The sequence below is a fragment of the Pseudomonas sp. FIP_A4 genome (genome assembly GCF_036701605.1).
In the GTDB taxonomy this organism is placed as follows: domain Bacteria; phylum Pseudomonadota; class Gammaproteobacteria; order Pseudomonadales; family Pseudomonadaceae; genus Stutzerimonas; species Stutzerimonas phenolilytica.
Genome location: NZ_JAYDXP010000035.1, coordinates 1 through 535, shown reverse-complemented (window position 1 = coordinate 535; position 535 = coordinate 1). Strand labels below are relative to the sequence as shown.

The 535-nt window shown below is 69.0% G+C and carries 2 pseudogenes; one reads left to right on the top strand and one right to left on the bottom strand.

The features are described 5' to 3' along the window. Nucleotides 1-223: pseudogene (locus tag U8L64_RS20130) on the top strand (NAD(P)-dependent oxidoreductase); the annotation flags it as partial. Nucleotides 224-394: 171 nt separating this feature from the next. Here the strand turns inward: U8L64_RS20130 and U8L64_RS20125 are convergent. Beyond that, nucleotides 395-535 (bottom strand): annotated as a pseudogene (locus tag U8L64_RS20125) (hypothetical protein); the annotation flags it as partial.

Below are 535 nucleotides of genomic sequence, written 5' to 3'. Positions count from 1 at the left end.
GCTGGTCGACGAACAGGCGCTGGCCGACGCCCTGCGCCGTGGCCACCTGGGCGGCGCGGCCACCGACGTGCTGACCAGCGAACCACCCAGCGATGACAATCCGCTGCTGGCCGCCGATGTGCCACGGCTGAGCGTCACGCCGCACAGCGCGTGGGGCAGCCGCGAGGCACGCCAGCGCATCGTCGGCCAGCTGGCGGTAAAGATCGAACTGCTCTACAGCGGCGATGCCAGCAAGGCGCTCGACGAAGTGCGCAGCGGTCGGGTCGATATCCTGGCCGATGCGCGGCTGGTGACGCTGCGTCTTGTCGAGATGGTTTTCGTTCATCCGTCCATCGCTTCGCTGCAGACGGTGGACTGTGTGCGCTTCGAGCCGGGTTTCTTCTATGCCGCCCGCGTCGACGCCGGGGAACAGCTCGGCACGCTGGATGCGGTGCAACGCGCGGTAGGCCTCGACGTTCAGCGCGGCCTGACGCAGGTCGCGGTTGTGGCGGCCTTGGCGCACATGATGGTGCAGAGGCCGATGGTGCCGGCGCCG